This is a genomic window from Streptomyces alkaliterrae, from assembly GCF_007097205.2.
Taxonomy (GTDB): domain Bacteria; phylum Actinomycetota; class Actinomycetes; order Streptomycetales; family Streptomycetaceae; genus Streptomyces; species Streptomyces alkaliterrae.
Genome location: NZ_VJYK02000010.1, coordinates 24,466 through 41,974, shown reverse-complemented (window position 1 = coordinate 41,974; position 17,509 = coordinate 24,466). Strand labels below are relative to the sequence as shown.

The window sequence follows — 17,509 nt, the reverse complement described above, 5'->3', positions numbered from 1 at the left end:
CTCCGGAAGGGAGGGGTTCAGCCGTGGGGCCGGCGTGCGGCCCCACGGTGGTGAGGGCGGGCCAGCTACGACACGGCTGGCCGGTGGGTTCGTCGACGGCAGGTCAGCGCAGTCGTCACGGCGGCGCCCTGTGCGGGAGCGACGCCCGGCTCAAACCACGCGCCGCATGTTCTGCAGAAGTACTGGGGGCCGTCCTGGTCCATCTGCTTGCCGCAGCAGGAGTAGTAGGGCATCGCCTACCTCCCCAGGACGCCGGAGAGAGCGCGGCCATGCCTGGCGAGGTCTTCTTCGGCCTGGCGGCGCTGCTCTTCAGCGCGGCGAGCGGCTTCGGCTGCCTCCGCGGCCGCCTGGCGAGCGGCCTCTTCCCGAGGGGTCATCGGGCACCTCCGCACGCGGCGAGGAGACGCTCTTCGCGCTCGGCGCGGGTGCGCGGTGCGCGGCGGCCGGCGGCGGCCGCGCGCTGGTCGCCGTCGGCGACGAGGTGTTTGATGAGGCGGTAGAAGGCCTCGGGCTCGTCTTCGTAGCCGCGCTGGTCGTCGTCGCGTTCCATGTCCTCGTACAGGCCTGCGCGGACGAGGTTCTGGAGGGTGCGGCCGGGGTTCCGCTGGGGGAGCGGCGGCAACGGGGAGGGGAGGTCCTGCGGTCGGTCGTGTCGGGGTTCGGGTTCGCGTGCGATGATGAGGGTCTGCAAGGTCGCCTCTTTCGGGGTGATCGTGGCGGCTCTCGGAGGTCCAGTCCGGGAGCCGCCTCTTTTTGTAGGTGTTGAGGTGGTGTCAGGCCGTCTTCGCGGTGCGCGGGCGGGGGTTTCGGGCGGCGGCTCGTTTGATCGCGCGGCGCTCGGCCTCGGTGGTGCCGCCCCACACGCCTTCCGCGTTGGTGGCGAGGGCCGAGTCGAGGCACTCGTCCTGGACGGGGCAGCGGCGGCAGACGCTCTTGGCCTCCTCGGCCTGGAGCAGCGCGAAGCCCTTGTCGCCGATGGGGAAGAACAGCTCGGGGTCGTCCTCGCGGCACACGGCGCGGGTACGCCAGTCGCGGGTGGTGGTCATCGCTTCAGTCCTCTCCGTCGTCGGTCTCGGTGACCGTCAGGTTCGGGTGGTACTGGCGGAGGCGGTCGATGCGCTCCTCCGCGAAGTCCGGTGCGTTGGTGCTGAACTCGTCGAGGAAGGTGCCGTCCGCGTCCTCGACGCGGTAGCGAATGAAGTCCATGAGCGCTCCACGGAGTTGGTCGCATGTGAGCCTGTGGTTGCTGGGTGAGATGGCGACGGCGCCGGCCCCGGATGGTGGGGCCGACGCCGTCGTGGCTGGTGGGATCTGTCTGTCAGGCGGTGCGGGCCAGGTGGTCGTGGGCCAGTCCGGTCATGCGGGCGGCCAGCCCGCGGCCGGCTTCGCACGCGGCGCCGCTCCTACACGGAGCACACGAGGCGTGGTGGTCACGGAGCGCGGTGCGCAGCTGGCCGTAGATCGGTGTGGCGGGGGCGGCGGCGAGTTGGGCGGTGCGGCGGCTTGCGGTGGTGAATTCGGCGGTGAGGAGGCGCTCGGTCCAGTCCTCGACGGTGAGGTCGATGATGATGCGTTGAGCGCTGCCGGGGCAGCGGCGGCCGCCGGCCGGTTTGTCACCGGGGTAGCGGGGTTGGGTCGTCTCGACGGGGAGTCCGTCGCGGTGGGGTTTGATCATCGACCGCTTGAGGCTGCGCCAGGTGTGGCAGTCGGGGCAGACCACCAGGCGGGGCTCGTTTTCGCGGAGGCTGAGGTGCTCGGGGCGCATCTGGCTGGCGAGGATGGGTGCGCGGCGGTTGTGGCGCATGTTCGTTGTCTCCCTTGCTGGCTGTTGCGTTCTCCGTCCGCCGCAGACCGTCGTGTGGTGCGGGGGAGGTCTGTGAGGGGCGGGCAGCGCAACGGCTGCGGTGGGTGGCTTACCTGGCTGTCGTCGAGGGACCGCGTCGTACTCGTCACCCCGAACGGGACAGCCAGTGGCCGTATGTACTGCTGCTTCCTGTCACCTCCCGGATTCGTCCGGCCGCTCTTCGCGGGCCGGCCCGGGGTCGTCACCAGGCGCTCAGCAGATCCTGTGCAGGCGAGCCGTACAGGCCCAGGGCAGTGCTTGCGTAGCGGCTTCGACACCGTACGTAGGGGCTAGCCCTTAAGTAGGATGGGGCTATCCCCAAACCTTGTCAATAGGAGATAGCCTTTAACGCAGAACCTTTCGAAGGGAGGTTGAGGTGCGCGGCTACCGAGACCTGGCAGACGAGCTGCGACAGCGAATCAACGGGGGCGAGTTCCGCCCTGGCGAGACGCTGCCGCGGATCGTCGATCTCATCGATGAGTACGGACTGTCCCGGCAGACCGTGCGAGACGCCATCGGCGTACTCGCCGACGAGGGGCTGGTCGTCACCATGGGCAAGGGTGGAACGATCGTCCGCAGCAGAACCCGCGTGCGCATCTCCCTGGCCAGGTACCACCGCGCTCTCCAGCCCGGCAACCCCAAGGGGCCGTGGGAAACAGCCTGTGCCGAGCAAGGACTCGACGGACAGATGAAGGTGGTGCGTGTCGCGCGAGAGCACGGACCGCTCGACGTCGCCACCCTGCTGGGCGTTCCCGCCGACACGCAACTGCTCTACCGGCGCCGGCACGCCACCATCGGCACCGATGATGTCGTTCAGGTGCAGCAGGCCTGGTACCCGGCCCACCTCGCAGACGAAGCCGGCCTCACCGCAGACGGAAAGATCGTCGGCGGCATTTACAGCGCGCTCACCGCCGCCGGCTACCCCCCAACCACCGCCAGCGAACAGGTCGACTCGCGCATGCCGACGGCCAGCGAGGCAGCTCAACTCAAGATCGGCGGCAAAGTCCCCGTTCTCGCCGTCCAGCGCCTCACCAAGGGCCCCGACGGTCGCGTACTCGAGCTCCTGCGCGCCACCGCCGCAGCCGACCGCATCCAGCTCGCATACGACGACCTGCCACTCACCGCTGACAGAACGCCATAAGCCGCCCCTCGGACGCAGTTTCGCCTCGGCCAACCTTGGAGAAGCCTGCTTCTCTCGCATGTCCCGCTCCCTTGCTGTTGCGTTCTCCGTCCGCCGCAGACCGCCGCGTGGTGCAGGGGGCCTGTGAGGGGCGGGCAGCGCAACGGCTGCGATGGATGGCTTGCCTGGCTGTCGTCGAGGGACCGCGTCGTACTCGTCACCCCGAATGGGACAGTCGGCTGCCGTATGTACTGCTGCTTCCTGTCACCTCCCGGGTTCGTCCGGCCGCTCTTCGTGGGCCGGCCCGGGGTTGTCACCAGGCGCTCAGCAGATCCTGTGCAGGTGAGCCGCGCGGGCTCAGGGCAGTGCTTGCGTAACAGGCATGACACAGAGCGGCATCGCCATTGCCGTGAGTGGGCGATGCGACTACAAGGTAGACCACTACACGTCGTGCGCGCTAGTGGTAGCGATGGAAAACCGCGTGAGATAGCCTCGTGGTGTACCGCCACACCTGAAGATGCAGCAGCGCACCACTAGAAGGGAGGGCTATGCCCGAGACCACCGGCTATGCGGACATCGCGGCGCACTACCGTAAGAAGATTCAGACCGGAGAGCTGTCGCCCGGCGACACGTTGCCGTCACTGCGGGAGGTCTGTGCCCAGTTCGGCGTGGCGCAGACGACGGCCAACCGGGCTTACAAGAAACTCAAGCTGGAGGGTCTGACACTCGCCAAGGCCGGAGTAGGGACTGTCGTCGCCGGACCGGTTAGCAGCAACATCGCCGCACGAGTTCAGATGCATGAGACCACCGGCCGCGCCCTCGGCGGCGATGAGACTTCCCACATCGTGGAAGTCGGCACAGTGGGCGCCGACGAACTGGTGGCACCGCGCCTTGACGTATCCCCCGGCACGCCGGTGCACGTTCGTCGGCGCATCGTGAGTCGGGGTGGTGTACCACTACACCTCAGCAGTTCCTACTACCCCGCCTACGTAATCGCCGTGACACCCGAGCTGACCGAACCAGTTTCTACTGGCGGGTCACGAGAGCTAGCGGCAGAGCGGCTAGGAGTGCCACAGGAAGAGGTACTGGAAGAGGTGACCTCTCGCCTCGCGACTGAACAGGAGAAGACAGCCCTTGGCCTGACAGCTGGAGACGTAGTAGTGACCCAGGTCGTCCGCACCGTGTCGCTGACGGACGGGCGTGTAGTGGAGGTGGCAGTAAAAGTCGTCGGAGGATCAGCCATCCTCCGCTGGTCGACGCCCCTCCGCTCCAAGGCGTGACACCGCTGAGGCCCCCGGCTGCAGCACGTGGGTGCGTGAACCACAACGCCCCGTCATCGGCTGATGACTAGCAGCTAGGGTTCTACTAAACCAGACAAGGAAAGAGCCCGACCCCCTTCATCCGCCAAGATTCCGGGGGGCCGGGCTTCACAGACCCGCATGCGCGGGGTCGTCTCAGTTCGATCGTAAGGGGTCGGCAGCCCTAGGGCTAGCCAACCCTGACAGCCAGGAGAGCGGCGACAGCGCATTCGGGTCACAGGAAGGACGACCCATGCACCACCCGAACTCTTCGCTTTCCAATGCCGCGCCTCCCTCCGCCGCCGAAGCCCGTCTCGACAACGAGTCGGACGACTTCGACTTTGAGAACGCCCTCATCGTGCGGGCGGACGAGCCTGATGACGATGCCGAGGACGGCATCAGGCTCACCCGTGCAGAGTTCGAAGCGTGCTCTCCCGAGCCGCTGCGCCTGGTCGTGCTCATGCACTGGCGGCTCCGTGAAAGGGATGGACGGCCGCTCACTGCGCGGGCCATCTGGGCTGACCTCACCGCTATGGGCATGTATGACATCGACGGTGTGACCCCGGTGGCCCTCACCCAGGTCGATGAGGCCGTCCGCTTCCTCACCAGCAACGGCCTGATCGCGACTGTGCCGGACGGTGGGGACCTGTGACAGACGAGTTCGACAACAGCTACCTGGAGCGAGGCTGGGAGCCCCCCGAAGAAGTAGTCCTGCGGCGTGAGTTGGTCCGCAGTGAGGGGTTGCAGCCCGAGGACATCGGCGTCCTCGCGGAGCTCCTACTCCGCGACCCGCGGCTCCCCTCGACCATGGAGGCCATCCGCAAGGACCTGCAGGCTCAGGGCTGGAAGATGGGCAAGGACCGGTATAAGGCGATCTCCGGTCGCCTGACCAAGGCCGGCCACCTCGCCCGCGTCCCCGTCTACGACCCGGTCGCGCAGCGCCCGACATGGGTGACTCGCGTCTACCGAAACCCGGCCAACAACCAGCACTACGTCGACCTGGGCATCACCGAGTCGATGCCGGTGGGAGCCGAAATGCGGGAAATCCGCGATCCGAACACGTTCGAAGCGCGGGAAACCCGCATTTCCGCAGGTCAGAGCCGAACTGCGGGTTTCCCGCCAACCGGACCCGAAGTGCGGGTTTCCCGCAGTTCGGAAACCCGCGTTTCCGCAGGTCAGAGCCGAAGTGCGGGAAACCCGCACTTCGGACCGCACCCCCCACACCCCCCGGAGGAGGAGGATCCTCCTCCTCCTCCTTCCTCCAGTCCCACCAGCGCGCCCCCAGCCCTCTCGCCACAGAAGGAGGAGGAGGCGGCGGCGGAGTTCTCCTCCAAGGAGCTGGCCGCTGCCGCGCGGTTCCTTCAGCACATGGAGCGCTGGCAGGCGGGTGCGGCTACCGCCCGCAAGTGCGCGCCCCGGCTCCTGCGGGCGATGCGTGACCAGGGCTGGCCGCAGCTGACGGAGATGGACGACGCCCAGCGGGTCCAGCTGGAGGCGGAGATCTTCAAGAACGTCAGCGGTGCGAAGTCGTGGACAAAGTGCCTGTACGGCTGGGTGGAAGACCTTCGGCTCTACACCAAGGTCACGCGGACCACCAGCGCGAGAGCAGGCGCTGATGGTGCTGCGTCACCGGGCGCCGGCGGCCGCGAGCGGTGCCCGAAACACCCCGACCGCTACCGCCGAGGCTGTGTCCCCTGCGCCCTGGCCGTACCTGACTGAGAACCAGGTGCGGGCCGCCCCCATGCCCCGGGAGCGGCCCGCCATCCCCTGAACGCTCGACCGAACAGGAGAGCCCCAAGTGTCCACCATCGCTACCATCCCGTCCCAGCACGCCCCTGACGACGGCGCGTTCACCCGCACTCCGCCGCAGAACCTCGAGGCCGAGCAAGCTGTACTCGGTGCGCTGCTCCTGTCCGGCGGCCCGAGCACAGCCAGCCAGCGGTACTTCACCGAGACCCTGGAGACGGGCCTGGTCGCCGAGGACTACTACCGACCCGCGCACGGCACCATCCACCGCGCCATCTGCGCCCTGCACAAAGCCGGCGAGCCGGTCGACGCCGTCACCGTCGCCGACGAGCTGACCCGACGAGGGGAACTCGCCCGGGTAGGCGGCACCGGCTACCTGCTCACCTGCGCCCAGTCCGTTCCCACGCCGGCGAACGGGCCCCACTACGCCCAGATCGTGCGGGCGAAGGCGTACCGGCGCGGGGTGATCGAGTCCGCGCAGCGGATCTTGCAGTACGCGTACAGCGAGGAAGGCGACGAGGGCGAAGTACGCGAACTCGTCGAGCAGCAGCTCACCGAGATCATCGCGGGCACCCCAGGCCTGCACGAGGCTCCGCCCACGGTGAAGGACCTGTACCTGCCGTTCGTCGAGGAGCTGGAGGCCATCCAGGAAGGCCGAAGGATGGGCCTCACCTACGGCTTCACCGACGTGGACGCGGTCACCTCGGGCATGCATCCGGGCAACGTCACCGTGATCGCGGCGCAGTCCGGTGTGGGTAAGTCCACGCTGGCGCTGAACGCGGCCGTGGCCGCTGCCAAGACCGGGGCGCGGGTGATGTTCTCCAGCCTGGAGATGAGCAGCACCGAGCTGATGCAGAAGATCGTCGCCGCCGAGGGGAAGATCGCGCTTCACCACCTCACCCACCAGGGCGGCCTCAGCCCGGAGGGCTGGGAGACCGTGCACCGGCTCGGGCAGGAGCTCTTCCGGACGCTGCCGTTGCGGGTCTACCGGCCCGAGGGCGCGTCCTTGGCTGACATCGCGGCGTCGGCCCGAGCCTGCGCCCGCGCGGACGGACTCCAGCTTCTGGTGGTCGACTACCTCCAGCTCGTCGAGGTCGAGCAGCGACTCACGATGACCCGGGAGCAGGCCGTCGCTTCCGTCTCCCGCGGCTTGAAGAACCTCGCGGTCGAGCTGGACTGCCACGTCATCGCCCTGTCCCAGCTCAACGACGACGGGTACATGCGCGAATCACGGGCGATCAAGAACGACGCTTCGGTCGTGATCAAGGTGGAGCGGCCCGACATGGAGGAACCGGAGTCACCGCGTGCCGGCGAAGTCGACCTCGGAATCGAGAAAAACAGGTTCGGGCCGCTCGCGACGATCACAGTTGCCGGTCAGTTGCACTACAGCCGTTTCGTGGACATGGCTACCGTCTGACCCGGTCTGTTTGGACTCTCAGCCCTGTGTCGGATCTGACGGTAGATGTCAGACGACGGAACCGACGTCGAGCACGCATCTCAGAGCCACAACCGCCTGCCACAGCGTTCGTCAAACCACTCAGCGCCTCCGGGTGCACCCTCGGAAGTCGCCTAGCGTAGCTTTTCCACTACAGGCCTCGGTCGCAGTCAGGGAGGGGACTCATGGCGCACAGCGCCGCTCGTCGCCACAACATCCGCCGTACACGTCCGCTTGCGATGCTCATGGCGCTCAGCACGATCACCGCGCTGAGCGCCTGTGGAAGCAACAACGACGCCAGCTCCGAGAAGGCCGGTAGCGAGACCCCTACGGTCTCGACACCGCCTTCTCCGGACCCAGAGCCGAGTGAGACTGAGACCTTGAGCGCCGATGAAACTGCTGCGCTGAAGGGCTATCGAGCTGCATGGGCTGCCCGTGTCGATGCCTACAGCAAGGGCTCATCGAAGGGGACGGCCGCAGAGGAGACGCACGCGTTGCGGGCCCTCGCCGAGATCGAGTATGACCTCAAGTCGATGCGGAAACTGGGGCGGGTTACGACGGGTAAGCCGGATCTCCAGCCAGAAGTCACTTCGGTAGAGCGAGAGAAGCACTACCGTGCGGTCGCGACGATCACCGACTGCGTCGACATCTCCGGCTGGCGGCTCGTCGACAAGACCACACGCGAGCCAGTCATCCTTCCCAAGGAAAGACTGATGCGATTCGTCAGCGTTGTCACCGTTGAGGAATGGGGGAATGACCGATGGGTCGTCACGAAGGTCGACAACAAGGCACGCAAGTGCTGACCCGGCCGCTGGCCGTCGCCAGCACGTGGCTCGCCGCCGCCGGCATAGCGCTCGCCAACCTGTCACCAGCTGCCGCTGCGCCACCCAAGGTGGATGCCCAAGAGTGCATGGACGGAAAGTTCTTCTGCCTTGAGGTAGGAGTCGAAGGAGGTACGCCCGGGGCGCAGCCCGCCGGCGGGGGGAGCTCGACGTCGAGAAGCAAGGTCGAGTGCAACATGATCAAGACTGACGTGCCGCCTGAGCACCCGATCTGGGACGAGCCAGGGGCCGACCCGAAGAAGGGGTCGGTGTACTTCCGGGCGTGCGTGGGCGAAGGCGCGGGCGCCGACTTCGACGGGTTCGTGTTCGTCGCCGATGGCGATCCGGTACCGACGGTCGCTCCTGTCGTGCTGGCGCAGCGGGCGGTGGACCGGATGGCGTTGCGCGGCCCGCAGATCGCCAGCCCGAAGCCGGACGGCAAGTACGTGGTGGGAATGCCGATGTGGATGTGGACCACCCCTTCGGCGACCACCTACGGGCCGAACACCGCGACCGCTTCCGCTGGCGGAGTGACGGTCACCGCCACCGCCCGCGTCTCCAAGATCGTGTGGGACATGGGTGACGGCAGTCGGGTCACCTGCACCGGGCCGGGCACTCCGTACCAGGCGTCGTACGGCCGGCAGGACTCCCCGACCTGCGGCCACCTCTACAAGGCCACCTCCGGCAGCCAGGCCGACGGGAAGTACACAATCACCGCCACCGCGACATGGGACATCGAATGGGCCGGCGGCGGCGAATCCGGCACCCTCACCACCACCCGCTCCTCCCAAACCACAGCCACCGTCGGCGAAGGCCAAGCCGTCAACCGGTAACCATCGTGTCCGTTCTCGTAGACCGTGAGGAGGGGAAGGCTGAGTGGAGAACACTGAACTGAAGCGCACGCCGAGCTCTGGTCTGTGGGGACCGCTGGTGCTGTGCGTGGCTTTGGCGCTCACGGCATGTGACGGCGGTGCTGCGGGAGAGAGTGACGGGACGTCATCCGCGGCTGCACGACCATCACCGACGACGGCATCACCGTCTGCTTCGGCTGATCCTCACGCGGCAGAGAAGGCAGCCGTACTGGCTGCGTACGACGGCATGACGACCGAGCAGGCGAAGGCCTACCGGCAGGCTTCCAAGAACGGGACGACGCTGGAGAAGTACGCCACCCTCGACGCGCTGTCCAAGATCGAGCTGGACCTGCGTCGGATGCAGCAAGCCGGGACGGTCGTACGCGGCGAGATTCGACACGAGGCCAAGGTGGTCGAGCTCGATCTGTCCGCCAAGACGCCTAAGGCGAGGCTCGAGGACTGCGTCGACCTGTCGGACTACACGACGTACGACACGAAGGCGAAGAAGGTCATCCCGCTCCCGACCGCCCAGCCTCTGCGCTACGTCGCCACCGCGAAAGCAGAACGGTGGGACGGGCGGTGGTTGGTGATCGACATCGATACGACGGGGAGCGACTCATGCTGAGATCGGGTCGGTGCCGTAGCGGCGGCGGGGTCCAATTCTCAGCCAGTGTTCCGTTCGAAGCTGCTCGAAGGGGGAGGGTTGTGACAATCACTCAACTTTGTGAACCGTCAGACACCTTGCCTGCCGCCGTTCGACACGCATCCGCCCGGGCTCCACACGAGGCGTGCTGGGGGAGTAGGGTGTCGAGCAGCTTGATCCATACATGGAATCGGCCCCGCTGCGCCGACTTGGTCAGCGCCCGGGGCCGTGTGACCAACGGACCTTGTGATGGGGGTCTCGCGGTCGTCCGAACACCCCTTTTCGCTCCTGGAGGTGTCGGCGTGATTCAGGGTACCCGTACCCGTCGCCTGACGCATAACGCCCCGCCGTGGGGTCAGCGGTTCGTTGTCCGCTGGCACCACGGCGGGGCGTTCCCGTTTGGGCATGCCCCGATCCACACCTCTGTTGAGGGGGTCGGGATGACATAGAAGTAGGGGCGGCTTCTGCCGCCCGGGGCCTGTGCTCTGCGGTGCCACTACTCACCACAGTCCAGTACCCCACCTGCTCTCCGGACTCGGCCTGCCACAGCCTCTCCGGAGGAGTTGTTCGCCCCGGTGCCACCCGGCTCGAACAGCTCGATCTTTCAGGTTCTGAGAAGGAACCAAAACCCACCAGGGGGCTTTGTTGTGCCCTCTTGGACGAAGAGGACGGTCCTCATCATGCATCACGGTGCTGGCTTCTGTCAGCCCTGCCATGCCTGGATGCACCCTGTCGTGGGGTGCGGCGTGGTGTATCTCACGTGGTTCGCGCGCTCGGCCGGTCACATCTGGGCCTCGCGGCGGCCTTTCTTGGGCATGACCATCTCGTTGATCTTCTGGGTTGTGCGGCGGCGTCACCTGGGGGTGGCGGCGTGATGGCGGCACTGCACGGCGATGCGGCCGCTCCCGCTGCGGGGCTGGCGCTCGCGTCGTCGGTATCCGACGAGGCGCTCGAGGCGGTTGGGCTGCATCCGTTGGTGTTGTCGGAGTGGATGCGTGGGGTGCTGCGGTCGGGGGTGCACGCGCTGCTCGCGTGTCCGGAGTTGCGGGGTGCGGCGGACTCGGTGCGTGCCGCGGCGGTGGTGGCGGCCGCGAAGACGAACGCGGCCACGGGGGAGGCGGTGATGACGACCGGGGAGCTGGCGCGGTGGATCGGGGTGCAGCGGACGACGGTCTGTCACTGTGTGCGGCCGCGGTTGCAGCAGGGTGTGGTGGCCAGCGTGGACGTGGTCGGGAGGCCGGCTCCGGGGCGGGAGCTGGGTCCGACGAAGACGGTTCGCTGGTGGGTGGAAGCGTGGCGTCGGGCCCGTTCCCAGGGCGGCCCGGGTGATCCGCTGTGGGCGTGGCGACAGCGGGAGCTCGCGACGCTGCTGCGGCTGTGCGAGGCCTTGTTCGCGCCGGGGTGGCAGGACAAGGACGGCTCGGGGACGCCTCCGGGGTTGTTGGCGTGGGAGACCGGGCACGGCGCGGCCACACTCCGGCTCGCCCTGCTGTTGTTGGTGCTGGATGCGCGGCCGGATGGGTCGGTGCGGTTGTGTGGCGGCGCGGTGGATGCGCGGGGTCGGGTGGCGGCGACGGTGGGGCGGCTGCTGGGCCGGGACAGCGCGGTCGGCGCGCAGGTGGCCGAGCGTCTGGAGGCCGCGGGTCTGGTCGTCGTCGGCTACGACGCGCGGGGCCGGGAGCGGTTGGTGATTCCGGCGGTGGCGGCTGCGCACACCGCGGTCGCTGAGGCGCGGAAGTCCCGGCAGAAGACGGCGCGGGCGGCCGGCCGCGCCCAGGTGCGGGCCCGACGCGCTACCGAGAAGGCTCCCCAGCGGGGCACCCCGAATGCATGGGGGGATCAGATTCGGCGTCTGTGCGCATCGCCGCAGGTCAGCCCCTATAAACCCCGCGATCTTCAGGTGGGGGCATCTGCATCCCTTCACGCTACTCACTCTCCTGGGGAGACTGGGTCTGAAGAAGGTTCTGTTGATCTCTGCTTTTCCGGCGTAGCCGCCGAGGTGGCTGGGGAACGCTGCCGGGAGCGCGCGCACACGCGCGAGGACCAGCCCCCCGCCGCCCCCGGCGAGCAACCGGCGTCTGCGGCGGTGCCGGACGGCCCGCTGCGCGGGGAACAGCCCACAACCCTCCCCTCTCCCCGCACCTCCCCGGAGAACGGCGTGTCCGCGTGGCGGAAGGCCCGGATCCGGCGCCTGCCCGCCGAGGCGGCCGGCGTGCTGGGCGGGTTGGCGTGGCCGCTGTGGCACCGGATCGACCGCGCCGGCGCCCAGAAACTCATCCTCAAGGCCGTGACCCGGGAGCTGGCGAAGATCTCCGGGAGGATCGGCCCCGACCTCGCCGAGCAGGTCCTGCTCCGGCGGGTGGAGGCCCGGCTCGCCGCCGACGGTGGCCCCGAGGCGGTCACCCAGCCGATCGGCTGGTTCCTCAAGCGCGGCCTGCCCCAGCGCGGCTCCTGCATCGAGACCCGCTGCGACGACGGCACCCTGATGGACACCGGCCAGCCCTGCCCCAGCTGCCAGCTGCACCTCACCGGCAAGCGCGCCCTGCGCCGCGCGATCCGAGACGACGTCGCCGCTCAGATGCCCGACGCCACCGAGGAGGAACAGCGCGCCGAAGTCGAAGCCCGACTCCGCGCCCACACTGCCGCCGCCCACCAGGAGGCAGAAGCCCAGCGCAGGCACGCCGCAGCAGAAGCCGCACGCCGCCGGGAAGCGATCGAGGAACAGCGCGCGCAGCAGCAGGCGCAGCCCTGCCGGGCCTGCTGCCGCCCGAACTCGGCCGGCCTGTGCGACCCGTGCCGGGAGCAGCAGGCGACCGAGCAGCTGCTCGCCGAGACCGTCGAGCTGGTCGTCGCCGCGCACGCCGACCTCGAGGACCCCACCAGCCGCGCCACGCTCGCCGACGCCACCACGCGGCAGCTCCGCGACGAGTTCGCCCGCGTCCAGGCCGAGGCCGAACGCGCGGGCCTGCCCGACACGGTGCACCTGACCGTCCGCCTCCACGCCGAACTCACCCTCGCCGACCACCGCACCGCCGCCCTCAACACCCTCGCCCGCACCCCCGAAGCCGACGCCGAAGCCCACGCCGCCGCGCAGGCCTGCCTCCGCCGACACCACCCCCACACCGACCCCGACGCCGCACAGCACGCCGCAGAAGACGCCGGCGACCGCGCCCGCCAGCGCGCCGCGCACACCCTCCTCGAACAGAAACTCACCCGCCTCCGCGCCCTCACCACCACCCCGCCGCCCACTGCCGAGGAGGCGGCGTCGGCCGGCTACCACCAGGCACGCGCCGCGTACCGCGCGGCGGCCGCACGGCTCCAGCAGGCCCCGGCCGACAGCCGTCCCCGCACGCAGCAGCGGCGGTCCCGACCAGCTCGATCACGCGGTGCCTGGCGACAGAGCCTGGTGCGTGAGCGCCGAGTGCCGGAGCTCACTGCCGCATGAAGCTCAACTGCCCTCGCTCCGCTGCGTCTGTGGCGCGCGGTCGCCGCCGTCCTGGCGCGGCGACCGAGATGCCAGCCCTGCGCCGAGCGAGCGGGTGGGCGCTTCCGCGCCATTCGCCCGCAGGTTCCAGCCAAGTGGTGTCTATTTCTTAGACATGTCTATTTATTGGACATAGCTTGAGGGTGTGAGTACGGAACGAGAGAACGCGCTCGCCGCGCTGCGCGAGTTGACCGTTCCAGGCCGCCGCGCGGACCTGGTCGCGGCGGCCTGGAAGGCCGGCGCCAGCGTGGTGGCCATCGCCGAGGCCGCACGCGCGAAGAGTCGCCAGACCATCTACGACGACCTGAAGTCCCGGGGCGTCGTAATCGACCCCCGCAACCGCCCGAAGGAGAGAAACATGCCCGCACCCATCACCGTCGAGGGCCTCAACGGCATCACCGACCTGGAGGACAACGACGGCCCCGTCGCCAGGGCGATCCTCCGCGCCCGCGACGACCTGGCCTCCCCCGGCCTCAACGCCGAGGCCAGGCGGCTCATGGCGCTGAGCATGGCAGTGGCTCAGTACAACGAGCTGCGGGCCCGCCTCGCCGAGGAGGAAGACGCCCGAGCCGAACGCGACCGCATCCGTCACCTGGTCGACATCCGGTGGGAAGCACTGGCCGACCCGAACAGCAAGGGCAGCTGGTTGCACGGCCACCAGGCCTACGTCCGGGCCGTGGACGACGCCCACCGCGCCATCGACACGTGGAAGACGACCGCCGAAACCCTGATGAACCTGGCGTCCTTCCGCCGGGGAGAAGACGCCGACCGGCTCGTCGACGCCTACGAGCAGCACATCCTCACCGCCGGCCACCCGCCCGTGGTCAAGCCGCACATCGATGTCGAAACGGAGGCCGCCCAGCTCCACGAGGAACTCGACGCCGAACACACCCGCCGCAGCGCCCTCGCCGCCCAGACCCTCCACCACGCCCCCCAGGAGACCCTGCGATGAAGACCGCACTCGACGTCCTGTTCGTCCTGATCTGCCTGGGAGTCGTCATCACCGGGATCGCCCTCATGCTGCACCTGCGCGGCGAGCATGAGCACGCCGCCGACTGCCGCCCCTGCCTTGGCCTCCGTAAGCTCCTCCGCTGAGTCGGAACGGCGCACCACACCACCGCGCCCGCAGCCTCCCAACCGCTCGCCACGACACCGTCGAGCTACTCCCAGGAAACAGCCAGCAACCCGACCCGAAGGAGAACCGTGACGTACGAAACCGACCTCGCTGTAGCCGAGCGCGCCGGCCGCCTCTGGCCGTGTCCATGCGGGGCCGACAACCCGCCCGCATACGACACCTGCCACGACTGCCAGCGCCCGTCCTGGACGTGCGCCAGCTGCGGCACCGTCAACTCCCAGGCACTGAGCCACTGCCAGCAGTGCGACAACACCGTCGCCAGCGACGCCATCGGAGACGGTGAGGAGGGCTTCGAGATGACCTGGGAAGAGTTCGTCAGCCTCCAGATCGGCCCGCGCCGGGTCGGCGGCCGCTACGGCGACGCCGGCAGCGCGTACGAGGTCCTCGCCATCGACCGCGGCCCCCGCCCCGGCTGGCCGTCCTGGCACATCACCGTGCGCGATGACGACGGACACGTACGCGAGACCTGCACCGGCTGGAACCCCCAACACGATCGCGTCCTCGCACAGTAGGGACGCGGCACCACTCGCAGACGGAGTCCGCAGCCATTGGAGCTGGCTGCGGACTCCCGCGTAGGAGCGTAGACGATCTGCTGCCACCCAGCGTCAAGCGACCAACATGAGCCTCGTCTGTGACGAGAAGAAGAGCAAGTGCGGCCTGCACCACGCGCCGAACACGACCCAGGCCGAGCGGAAGATCTCCCACATCGCGTGTACTCGCGCGACGCTGCTGTTGCGACCCCGTTCCGAAACGCGGAACTCCCATCCTCACGTCGTAAGGGCGGAAGTTCCGGAACCGCTACCCATCCGATCAGGCCATGCCGGGCAGATGCTCGCCGCAGACGGAACTGCCTGAACCTGGGTCAGCCTGCCCGGGCCTGCCCCTCCCCGGGGGTCCGCTCTACTTGGCGAACCACCAGATCTAGTGGTTAGACGGCGCTCGACCCCCCGAAGGTTGTGTCTGCGGCTGCTTCAGCGTCCGTCAACTCGCTTATGCTTGTGCTGCTTCGACGAACTCTCCCGGTGAACTCTCCACCGATGGGCGGTGGAGACCTTGTGCCCAGATGGGCTCGAGGGAGGGCCCTGCGCTGCAGGGTTCCTATAGAGAGATCGGAGAAGTAGATGATGCCCGACCACTGCATACACTGCCGGCGCCCGCTGCCACCCAGGCAGCAGGTCCTCACGTGGATACCAGTACTAACGGTGATCATCGAGCTGTTGCAGCTCGTGAGGTGAAAACCGAACGAGCAGTGACTCCGGACGTACGGCAGGGACTCATCAGTGAGCCCGGCCGACAGCTAGACGGCCGGGCTCACTGACGGCAACACAGCGACGGGCCTGACGCCGATGCCACGGCGTTGGGCCCCTCGCGCTTCTACCGGGGACGATCCGATGGGAGGCCAAGCTCTCACTGGATACCCGTACGTGCATCGTACGGGACGAGGCCGAGGCGGCAGTAGTGGCGGGGAGTGGCCAAGAGAAGGGGAGCCTCGACGAGCAGGAGCGGCCGGCAACGGCCGACTGTAGCGTGCCACGGCGAGCTCCTCCTCAAGTTCGCCAGCAGCGGGTGGGATTCCCGGAACCCCACACCTGAGCGGTACCCAAAGCTCACGCGACGCCTGTGCGCGTGCGTCTGTTGGCTTGCCGTGGCGCCTTCAGTCAGCTGGCTCGAGGATGTCGTTGGCTTCGTCGACGATGAGTTGCAGGTGCCTCCGGAGCAGTCTCAGTTGCTTTGTTCGGGAGTGCTTGGCGTGAGGCAAGATCGTTCCCGTGAGCATCCTGTAACTGCGTTTGGCTTCGCCTCGTAGCCTCATGATCTCGTAAGAGTCGACGACTTCCGGAACATACGTAATGTGGTACCGGTGAGTTCCTGGCTCGTAGGAGTAGACACCGTCGACGTCCTTGAGACCTGGCAGGCTCTCGCGCAATACGGTCAGACCCCGCCGTACCTGGGACTCGGTGAGCCCAGTCACGTCGATGAGCTCCACCAGGGTCAGCCCTCGGTTACGGGAGCGCCGTAGGGCATCCAGCACCATTCCGGCGCTACGTTCTGGTTTCAGGTGGGCAGTCACTACTCTCGTCTCCTCGCCCCGTCGTGCTGGGCGGGGTACTGCTACGCCGCGCTGAGCTGGACGACCTCACCCAGATCCTGCTTCTTGTTCGTCTGCCTGCCATGCCCTGCGCGGGAGGCGATGGCAGAACTCGCGTCCGCGTCGATCACGTGTCTCCTGCGATAAGCCGTTCCAGGGCCTCGTCCATGTCTGCGTGGCCCGTTTCCAGAACATGTTCCGTCCACTCAACGGCGGCACTCACTCGTTCAAGTCCTTCTCGGATAGATTCCTTGGCATCTTCCGAGAGCTCAGCCAGGTGGAGGCTTGGCAACGTCCTTCCGATGCCGTGTGCGAAGGCGGAGCACAGCCCAAGGACGGTCAACACCTCGGACTGTTCGTCTAGCCGCTGGACCTCAGGACGCTTCCTGGTCTCTTCGCGGGCTTCCCGGATCTGCTCAGTCTGTTCCCGGTTGAAGGACTCGCGTACGTGCGGCTTCGTCGCCACGCGCTGCCGGACCTCCGGCTTGCGCATGAGGTGCTCTACCGCGTCGGCGGCCTGCTCGTCATCAAGGAGTTCTTCGACCGCTCTCAGCTTCTCCGCAGTTGTCTCCGGGTGCTGAGTCTTCCACCCACGCACTCTGTGCGCGGCGTCGCACGTCCAGCGTCGTTCACCGGTGCGACGGTGGACCGGCGGATGGTGGATCAATGTGAACCGGTCCGGGTGGTGGGACAGAATCGAATGGACTGTCCAGCACACATCCTTATCGCGCCGGTTCTTCGGCCATGCTCCAGCGACGAGCCTGTACTCCTCAAAGCGATCTTTCTCCAGCCCAATGTCCTCTGCGAAGTCGGCAAGCGTCTTGTACGCCTTCATCGGGAGGCGTTTGCCTTTGGGAGGGAGAGGGACCAGCTCAAGTCCAAGATCGCCGAGCTGGAACTGGGCCGAGCCTTCCGAGCGAACCAGACGTCGTCCCTTGGCGACCATCTCGGATAGTTCTGTGCCAGGGGCGTCACTGACTGTGCTTGCGGCCATGGGGACCTCCCACGGGAGCCCGGTGCTTTCTAGTCACATGTCATATCATT

General features: G+C 67.8%; 18 protein-coding genes. 12 read left to right on the top strand and 6 right to left on the bottom strand.

Annotation, left to right across the window (positions count from 1 at the left end):
* Window positions 1–373: 373 nt before the first annotated feature.
* From FNX44_RS02200 to FNX44_RS02185, 4 genes are all read right to left on the bottom strand, one after another.
* Entirely contained in the window at window positions 374–691 is a 318-nt protein-coding gene (locus FNX44_RS02200; protein ID WP_143646188.1) for a hypothetical protein, read from the bottom strand.
* An 82-nt stretch (window positions 692–773) separates the two neighbouring features.
* A complete protein-coding gene (locus tag FNX44_RS02195) occupies window positions 774–1,046 on the bottom strand; it encodes a WhiB family transcriptional regulator (RefSeq protein ID WP_143646187.1) in 273 nt (90 codons plus the stop codon).
* Window positions 1,047–1,050: 4 nt separating this feature from the next.
* On the bottom strand, window positions 1,051–1,206 hold the full coding sequence (locus FNX44_RS02190) for a hypothetical protein (protein ID WP_153506735.1): 156 nt from the start codon (window positions 1,204–1,206) through the stop codon (window positions 1,051–1,053).
* 112 nt (window positions 1,207–1,318) lie between these two features.
* Complete coding sequence (locus tag FNX44_RS02185) at window positions 1,319–1,804, bottom strand: hypothetical protein (RefSeq protein ID WP_143646186.1); 486 nt, start codon at window positions 1,802–1,804, stop codon at window positions 1,319–1,321.
* Between the two features lie 415 nt (window positions 1,805–2,219).
* Between FNX44_RS02185 and FNX44_RS02180 the strand changes: the two genes are divergently transcribed.
* The 12 genes from FNX44_RS02180 (at window position 2,220) to FNX44_RS02125 (ending at window position 14,888) form a co-directional block, all read left to right on the top strand.
* Window positions 2,220–2,984: a GntR family transcriptional regulator gene (locus FNX44_RS02180; RefSeq protein ID WP_143646185.1), complete on the top strand. Its 765-nt coding sequence runs from the start codon at window positions 2,220–2,222 to the stop codon at window positions 2,982–2,984.
* Between the two features lie 527 nt (window positions 2,985–3,511).
* Window positions 3,512–4,243: a GntR family transcriptional regulator gene (locus FNX44_RS02175; RefSeq protein WP_143646184.1), complete on the top strand. Its 732-nt coding sequence runs from the start codon at window positions 3,512–3,514 to the stop codon at window positions 4,241–4,243.
* Between the two features lie 271 nt (window positions 4,244–4,514).
* Entirely contained in the window at window positions 4,515–4,913 is a 399-nt protein-coding gene (locus tag FNX44_RS02170) for a hypothetical protein (protein ID WP_143646183.1), read from the top strand.
* Window positions 4,910–5,980, top strand: a complete 1,071-nt coding sequence (locus tag FNX44_RS02165; protein ID WP_143646182.1) for a hypothetical protein — start codon at window positions 4,910–4,912, stop codon at window positions 5,978–5,980. The genes FNX44_RS02170 and FNX44_RS02165 overlap by 4 nt, the downstream gene beginning before the upstream one ends.
* A gap of 79 nt (window positions 5,981–6,059) precedes the next feature.
* The gene (locus tag FNX44_RS29610) at window positions 6,060–7,424 is read left to right on the top strand and encodes a replicative DNA helicase (RefSeq protein ID WP_143646181.1); all 1,365 of its coding nucleotides are present in this window, start codon (window positions 6,060–6,062) and stop codon (window positions 7,422–7,424) included.
* A 203-nt stretch (window positions 7,425–7,627) separates the two neighbouring features.
* Window positions 7,628–8,245, top strand: a complete 618-nt coding sequence (locus tag FNX44_RS02155) for a hypothetical protein (protein WP_143646180.1) — start codon at window positions 7,628–7,630, stop codon at window positions 8,243–8,245.
* A 215-nt stretch (window positions 8,246–8,460) separates the two neighbouring features.
* Window positions 8,461–9,096: an ATP/GTP-binding protein gene (locus tag FNX44_RS02150; protein WP_228449555.1), complete on the top strand. Its 636-nt coding sequence runs from the start codon at window positions 8,461–8,463 to the stop codon at window positions 9,094–9,096.
* A gap of 43 nt (window positions 9,097–9,139) precedes the next feature.
* Window positions 9,140–9,739, top strand: a complete 600-nt coding sequence (locus FNX44_RS02145) for a hypothetical protein (protein WP_323369022.1) — start codon at window positions 9,140–9,142, stop codon at window positions 9,737–9,739.
* Between the two features lie 892 nt (window positions 9,740–10,631).
* Entirely contained in the window at window positions 10,632–13,202 is a 2,571-nt protein-coding gene (locus FNX44_RS02140; protein ID WP_143646179.1) for a hypothetical protein, read from the top strand.
* A gap of 184 nt (window positions 13,203–13,386) precedes the next feature.
* The gene (locus tag FNX44_RS02135) at window positions 13,387–14,193 is read left to right on the top strand and encodes a hypothetical protein (RefSeq protein WP_143646178.1); all 807 of its coding nucleotides are present in this window, start codon (window positions 13,387–13,389) and stop codon (window positions 14,191–14,193) included.
* Window positions 14,190–14,336, top strand: coding sequence for a hypothetical protein (locus FNX44_RS02130; RefSeq protein WP_153506733.1), 147 nt, complete (start codon window positions 14,190–14,192; stop codon window positions 14,334–14,336). Before FNX44_RS02135 ends, FNX44_RS02130 begins: the two co-directional genes overlap by 4 nt.
* Window positions 14,337–14,444: 108 nt before the next feature.
* Complete coding sequence (locus FNX44_RS02125) at window positions 14,445–14,888, top strand: hypothetical protein (protein ID WP_143646177.1); 444 nt, start codon at window positions 14,445–14,447, stop codon at window positions 14,886–14,888.
* Window positions 14,889–16,030: 1,142 nt separating this feature from the next.
* Here FNX44_RS02125 and FNX44_RS02120 read toward each other — a convergent pair.
* Both FNX44_RS02120 and FNX44_RS02115 read right to left on the bottom strand, forming a co-directional pair.
* Entirely contained in the window at window positions 16,031–16,363 is a 333-nt protein-coding gene (locus FNX44_RS02120) for a hypothetical protein (RefSeq protein WP_143646176.1), read from the bottom strand.
* Window positions 16,364–16,592: 229 nt separating this feature from the next.
* Complete coding sequence (locus tag FNX44_RS02115; RefSeq protein WP_143646175.1) at window positions 16,593–17,459, bottom strand: DUF6192 family protein; 867 nt, start codon at window positions 17,457–17,459, stop codon at window positions 16,593–16,595.
* Window positions 17,460–17,509: the final 50 nt, after the last annotated feature.

What these genes read in the sequence shown, in the direction of transcription:
- FNX44_RS02140 (WP_143646179.1), top strand. Translation starts at nt 10,632, where the DNA reads ATGGCGGCACTGCACGGCGATGCGGCCGCTCCCGCTGCGGGGCTGGCG.
- FNX44_RS02190 (WP_153506735.1), bottom strand. Translation starts at nt 1,206, where the DNA reads ATGGACTTCATTCGCTACCGCGTCGAGGACGCGGACGGCACCTTCCTC.
- FNX44_RS02195 (WP_143646187.1), bottom strand. Translation starts at nt 1,046, where the DNA reads ATGACCACCACCCGCGACTGGCGTACCCGCGCCGTGTGCCGCGAGGAC.
- FNX44_RS02150 (WP_228449555.1), top strand. Translation starts at nt 8,461, where the DNA reads ATGATCAAGACTGACGTGCCGCCTGAGCACCCGATCTGGGACGAGCCA.
- FNX44_RS02175 (WP_143646184.1), top strand. Translation starts at nt 3,512, where the DNA reads ATGCCCGAGACCACCGGCTATGCGGACATCGCGGCGCACTACCGTAAG.
- FNX44_RS02130 (WP_153506733.1), top strand. Translation starts at nt 14,190, where the DNA reads ATGAAGACCGCACTCGACGTCCTGTTCGTCCTGATCTGCCTGGGAGTC.
- FNX44_RS02170 (WP_143646183.1), top strand. Translation starts at nt 4,515, where the DNA reads ATGCACCACCCGAACTCTTCGCTTTCCAATGCCGCGCCTCCCTCCGCC.
- FNX44_RS02185 (WP_143646186.1), bottom strand. Translation starts at nt 1,804, where the DNA reads ATGCGCCACAACCGCCGCGCACCCATCCTCGCCAGCCAGATGCGCCCC.
- FNX44_RS02155 (WP_143646180.1), top strand. Translation starts at nt 7,628, where the DNA reads ATGGCGCACAGCGCCGCTCGTCGCCACAACATCCGCCGTACACGTCCG.
- FNX44_RS02115 (WP_143646175.1), bottom strand. Translation starts at nt 17,459, where the DNA reads ATGGCCGCAAGCACAGTCAGTGACGCCCCTGGCACAGAACTATCCGAG.